The 6,000-nt window shown below is 48.5% G+C and carries 5 protein-coding genes; all 5 read right to left on the bottom strand.

From position 1 onward, the window contains the following. Positions 1-568: 568 nt before the first annotated feature. Positions 569-1,471 (bottom strand): hypothetical protein, encoded by a 903-nt coding sequence (locus tag AACS24_RS20625; protein ID WP_108571845.1) that lies wholly within the window; start codon positions 1,469-1,471, stop codon positions 569-571. Between the two features lie 744 nt (positions 1,472-2,215). Further along, positions 2,216-3,055, bottom strand: a complete 840-nt coding sequence (locus AACS24_RS20620) for a hypothetical protein (protein ID WP_108571844.1) — start codon at positions 3,053-3,055, stop codon at positions 2,216-2,218. A gap of 139 nt (positions 3,056-3,194) precedes the next feature. After that, entirely contained in the window at positions 3,195-4,397 is a 1,203-nt protein-coding gene (locus AACS24_RS20615) for a zonular occludens toxin family protein (protein WP_108571843.1), read from the bottom strand. Continuing rightward, positions 4,398-4,712 carry a DUF2523 family protein gene (locus AACS24_RS20610; protein WP_108571842.1) on the bottom strand — a complete coding sequence of 105 codons (315 nt, stop codon included), beginning with the start codon at positions 4,710-4,712 and terminating at the stop codon, positions 4,398-4,400. 6 nt (positions 4,713-4,718) lie between these two features. Continuing rightward, entirely contained in the window at positions 4,719-5,945 is a 1,227-nt protein-coding gene (locus AACS24_RS20605) for a hypothetical protein (protein ID WP_108571841.1), read from the bottom strand. Between the last annotated feature and the right edge of the window lie 55 nt (positions 5,946-6,000).

The raw sequence follows: 6,000 nt of genomic DNA, 5'->3' as shown, positions 1-6,000 counted from the left end.
ATTTTGGTGTTAGAACTAAATGGGCTGACATTCACAAGGTAATAAATACAATTAGTGATAACTCAAAATCACTAGGGCATATTAGGCTTTATAAATATGAACTATGCGATCGACAATTTACTCTCTTAAAAGAAGAAATTGATTGGCGCGAGGAGATTTCAACATTCAGTCTCTTTTAAAGAATTTAACACCGAGCAGCGCTGTGGCGTTTACCTCCCTCAGAACTAGAAAACCTTAAAAGCCGGTTTAGCAGGGAAGGGGGATTCAGTCACTGGTCAATATGGGCGGCAAAGTACCGCCCATCACGCTTTAGCGAACCTTGCTAAAGATTAGCAATATAAGACTGACACATACCAAGAAGCCCCAAACAGCAGCACTGTAGACTGTATTGGTCGCATCCATAACGCTTTCCATTATCGCTCGGTGCTGATCTAAAGTGATTGGCCCAGAAAGTAAAACACTTTCTTTTTCTGAAATATGGCCAAACGATAAGGAGGCTAGACCAAGCCAGAAATAATAACCGAGACCAACAATTACAATCGAAGACCATCGTATGATAGTTTTAACTTTACTTGATAACATCTGAAACCCCACCTAATACGCCACCAACTGAACCACCTGAATACGGTGATAGCTTACCTATAGCTGATGCAACCTCAGCCAAAGTACTCAGGAACGAATCATCATGTGCAGGAGAAACCTTGGTAGTATTCGGATATTGCTTTCTAAACTCAGCAGTCACCTCTACTACCTTCATAGATTTTTCTGAACTTTTCTTAATTAAATAACGCTGCAAAGATACGGGAACAGCAAAATCCTCTTCAGAATCAATCCGCATTTGAGAATTCGTTGTGTATCCTCCTTTAAAAACAGAGGAGCCTGCCATTTTAATACCATCAGTGGTGTGTGTTGTGCAGTTTTTTCCTGTTACATCATATCTATCGATGGTATGGCCATTTTTCTTTGTCATTGCGCCCATATCAGGAGTGGGGGCAGCAGGCACACCATTAGACCAAAGGCGCTCAAAATATTTTCTTGCAATAGCAGGGTCAGCATCAGTGATCATAAATACTCTGGCTGATTTGCTATAAAGTTCATCACGGTAATATTCTCTGGCATCTTCATATTTGAAGAAATTCAGGATGCCATCACCAACAGCCCCGCGAGGGTTCCCTACGCGACCAAAGCGGCCATAGGTGTAGACGAACGGGCTATTGCTTTCATGAACAGAAACAAAAGCATGTCCGGCACCTTTAATCTCTGTCCAGACAAATACGCCATTTTCTATCGGATTGAACGGCTTCTTGCACTCGTTCTCCGAGTCAATCCATTTACCTTCAGCCTTCTTAACCAGTTGCACGAGGCCACCGTTATCCTTTTTTGTGTACTGGATTGGATCACCAGTGGCCAACTTCTTGTCTTGCCACAGGCCCAATCCCTTACCGTATTGCTTCATCTGAGCCGGAGTCATCTTTCCCTCGCACCAAAAACTAAGCAGGCATTGTGCCATGAGCTACAGGCGAGACCAAATTTGAATGACGTAGGTCGTGCCTGATTATCAGGACGGCCAGTACCGCAGACTGATACGGCGCTATTGAGTGATGGGGCAGGGAAGTGATTACTCCTGCTGTTGCGGTTCCCGAAAAATTAGCAGCGGGTTTGCGTCGCTTCGCTAGCACCCTCGCATTTTTCGTCTATTTGGGCAGCTAAAGACGGTTTGGCAGGGAAGGGGGTGATCCAGTCTCTGGGGTAGATGGGCGTGTTCCGCCGCGAGGCTATTGGAGGTCAAATGGACAGCAGAGGGCGGCTTGTAGGGGCTACCGCCCCTGTCCTCTGTGGCATTGACATCTGTATTTAACATAAACAATGCAGTGACGCAGTTAGGCATTATTCATACCCGGACATAAAATTAAAAGGCCGTCTGAATCCTTTCAAACGGCCTTCAACCATCAAGTTCTATTAACGAATAATGATAGGCGGCGGGGGAGGCGGTGGCTCACCTGCCGAGACCGAGAACACAGCAAAGGCATTCATCCCGATAATAGCCAACACAAGCAAAGCGATTCTTTTCATGTGTCTTAATCCCTGACGATTGGTAGCTCGGTGTAAGTGGGGCGGGACCACGGCGCCACTCAAGACCTATTAAAGCTCACCGGCGAGGATACACAAAGGGCACTCCGTAAAATTCCCGGGAATACCGCATAGCAAAATCGCTTTACCGCTTCTCTTCATCCGAGAACTCGGTCTGCGGGACCCGCTGACTCACCCAAGCAGACTGGCATGCATCTCGTAAGCGAAGTGCCAATTGCTTATCCAGAGGGTAGGAGATGTCTCCGGCCACAGCGGTCAGATACGTTAACAGCTCATCTGCATCAGTACGGTCAAAAGTAACCGTGACTTTTTTCATTTTCTGACGAGCACGATATGCAGCCTGTTTTTCGGCTGGAGTCATTGCACGCTCGCCAGAGGATGGCCTGCCACGAGGTCGTTTAGGCTTGGCCTGCTCGGGTTTCGAGGTTGTTTTGGTCACAGTTTCCAAATCAAGATTGGGGATGCTGTCAGCGCGTTGATCTTTTTCGGTAACTGTTGCCAAATTTTGAGTTTTAGTGGGGCTAGTCGGTGAAGTCATTTTGGTCACTATTACCTCTGGTAATGGCATGGCCAGTGCGCCTACTGGATTATCGGATGAGCGCTTGGTCAGCACATCGGCAATCATTGCTGCGTTCTTGGCCTCAATCTGGCGAAGGCCATGATGCAACAATTTGGACGCATCAGGAAAGACAATAGGCTTCTTGGGCGGCCTCGGAGGTAAAGCAACAGCCTCCTTCTCCAACTTATCAGCCGTCATATCGGCCTCAATCATAAGGGCTTCAATGGCTCGCCGCAGCGGGATGGGTCTGCGTGGCCAGACAAGCTCCTCAAGGGGTAAGTCCGCAGGCGTAAGGCCAAGAGCCTCTAATGCCTCGATCATATCGAAGATATTGTCCTTCTTGATAGCCGCAAGAAGGCTGTTATACCGAACACGAAGTTGAGCAATCTGAGCTTTGTAGTCCATGACAAAACCTTTTTAGTCACTGTTACCACCAATATTATAGTAACGGTGACCAATAAATTAAATCATTACGTAACGGTTGCCTTATTTATTTTCACGTAATGGCCTTAAAGCCAAGGGAAGGGATCCCTCCAGAAGCCATTTATGTTCGGCCATCATTTGGTTTCATCTTGCTATCACCGCCAGCAAAGAGGGCGGCGTTCTGTTTACGGCGTAGAGCGTCACCTTCTGGATCGCAGTACACGTCTACAGGCTGGCCCTGATACTTGACCACGGCATGGCAGCCGCTCACCGCATCGACGCTGGCCAGCTCCTCTGGCCAATCGTCTATATCCAAAGGCGCAACCTCGTCACCCTTGCGCAGGGCAAAGCAATACTCGACCCGATAAGAGCCGAGGTTGTCTTTAATCAGGATATGGCAACTGATGATCAGGCGGTGACCTGCAAACGGCCCTACAGAAAGAACCCCGCCACCAGACGCAGCAGGAGCGCCGCTAGGACGTACCCCAGCAGCGGGCGAAGCACCCACCGCCCCAGAAGTCGTAGCAGCGGCAGGAGAGGGTGCAGGGGCCTTGCTAGGCTTATCAATATATTCCGGCTTGATGAGGCCAAAATAGAGACAGAATCCAATAACAGCCAGAAAAAACAGAATTTTAGGATCACGCAGAATCGAGCTACCCGCGATTGTATCCGTGACTTGGCCTGTTGTAGTTGAGTCGTAGAGTTTGAAAACATAGTTGGGCACCTTGTTGAATGGCTTGGCCTGCAATACATCGGACATGGACGCGCCGCTGTTGTCTGCCAGATGCAAGACCGTTTTGTAACGCTTCCCAAAGCCCAATATCTTCATATTGGTGTGTCTGATCGCCGTCTCTGATGCAGCCCTGATCACGGCGTGAACTTTCTTGATGTTCGGGGTGGTAAAGACGAAATCCCAGTTGTGGTGACGGTGCATATCAAAGGCAACGTCAATGGTTTCCGGTCGCCCGTCAGCCTTGGCGACTTCCGGCCCACCCGGATAATCGAGTCGGTCTAGGTCGCTCTGGCGCCATGCAGGCGGGAAGATCCGCTGCACTTCATCGACCAGAAAGAACACCCCCTTCGGAGCCCAGTGGTAGAAGCGGGCCAAGTGGTCGCGGCCCTCTTGGGCTTCGGTGTCGATGTAAGTCACCTTGAACTCATCGGGCACAGCCTTACCGAGTACCTCTTTGCAGCGTTCGGCGGTGAACCCGCGAACGTTGGTGATGATATGGCGGCCTGCCTTGATGGCGGGGATCACATCGGTGTGAATTGCCCCTGATGATTTGTAAGAGCCTGGCGCCCCGTGGTGGATCTTGATCGACATTTACCACCCCATGATGTTCAGCAGGAAGCGGGTCACAAAGGCTTGCGTCAGGATGGCGAGCCCCTTATCCAGATGGATAAAGAGCAGCATCGAGCGAAAGTCAGCGGGGAGGGCATTGAAGGACTGGGAGATCATTTCACTAAAGTGAACGTTCACCAAAATTTGTTTGGCAACGTCCCATGAGAAGGTAAGCATAAACAACTTAAACTCGACCCATTGCACCGCCATTCGCACCGCAAACCATGCTGCAAACTGCACCACCAGATGATAGATATCGTTGAAGAATGAATAAAAGAAGTCACTGAGCCATTCCATGACGTATTACCTCTTGAATACAATTGCGAATGCAATGAAGTAGAAAATAAACATCATCAGTGCGGCGATGATGTCCCAATATTCTTTGGCAGGTGGACAAACGCGATAGTCTTTTCCGCCATAAGTGAATAAGTCGAAGCATTCCATAATTCCAGCAGAGCCGGAGAGCTTAAAATCAAATATATCTTTGACTTCATCGCCAATATCTTTGTATTTATCAGTGATAGCCTTGTTTGCGTCATCCAGTTTCTTTTGGATAGCTGCGATATCAAAGAAGCAATCACCGCCCGCACAGGCCGAATTATAATGAGCAGCCCCAACCGTCAGCGGGTTAGTGCCGGAGCCTGGCATCTGTGAGTAATCGATACCGTCACCGGAACCATTACCGGAACCATCAAGGGCTTTCCTGATAGAGAGCACATCCTCAGCCATATAGCCGATTGATTCGCTCATATCCTTGAGATACTGCTCAGACTGACCAGAGCCGCCTGTTTGGCCTCCTGTCGAACCTCCGCCCGTTGAGCCACCACCAGAAGAACCTGACGACATTTGCTCCATCATCTGACGCATGGCGTAAACATTACCGGCCATGCCATTACGACCTAAAGCCCCCTCAATACCAGCCAAATGCCCTTTAACATCACTCATCTTGAAATCGATGTTATTCAAAGAGCCATAACGCATCGAATCCAAAGTGCCAAAAAGTTTGTCCTCAAAGTCCTTTGAAATATGACTACCAGTACCTGTAGCACCAGAAGCGGAACCAGTATTGGCAGTGTTAATGGATATCTCTTTAAGCAATGGCTCCATACGTGATAAATAAAGCTCAAACCCTTCGAGTTTATGGCCTGCCACTCTATTATATTCTGCTATTTCCTTTAACGATTGTTGTGCAGCCTCAGTGGCATTAACAATGCGCGATGTATCGCCGCTGATCCCGTTGACACGCTGATATAGCATGTCGTTATATTGGGTAAGCGCACCAATATTCTTACCAAGGTTTTTATTGAGCTTGGCAATAGAAGCGGATACAGAAGTCCCTGTTGCATCACCAACAACCGGATTAAAGAAATCCCAATCCTTAGGCAAACCACCATTTTCCGAATTATTGCCCTCGTCCGGTGTATTACCGCTGCCGTCAGAGTCCCCGTTACCGCTGCCATTATCAGTATAATTACAGGCCGTTCCGGTGGTCTCTACTGGCCCCTTGGTATTGGCTAAAGGCAATTCCACACAGACACCTTTGCAATTAACCTCACAACCACCCAGTTGTGATGAATCGAATTTA

The organism is Aeromonas sp. HMWF016, from assembly GCF_963878195.1.
GTDB lineage: Bacteria > Pseudomonadota > Gammaproteobacteria > Enterobacterales > Aeromonadaceae > Aeromonas > Aeromonas lacus.
Note: the sequence above shows the minus strand (reverse complement) of the source record. Positions and strands in the feature narration are given on the sequence as shown.

What these genes read in the sequence shown, in the direction of transcription:
- AACS24_RS20625 (WP_108571845.1), bottom strand. Translation starts at nt 1,471, where the DNA reads ATGACTCCGGCTCAGATGAAGCAATACGGTAAGGGATTGGGCCTGTGG.
- AACS24_RS20620 (WP_108571844.1), bottom strand. Translation starts at nt 3,055, where the DNA reads ATGGACTACAAAGCTCAGATTGCTCAACTTCGTGTTCGGTATAACAGC.
- AACS24_RS20615 (WP_108571843.1), bottom strand. Translation starts at nt 4,397, where the DNA reads ATGTCGATCAAGATCCACCACGGGGCGCCAGGCTCTTACAAATCATCA.
- AACS24_RS20610 (WP_108571842.1), bottom strand. Translation starts at nt 4,712, where the DNA reads ATGGAATGGCTCAGTGACTTCTTTTATTCATTCTTCAACGATATCTAT.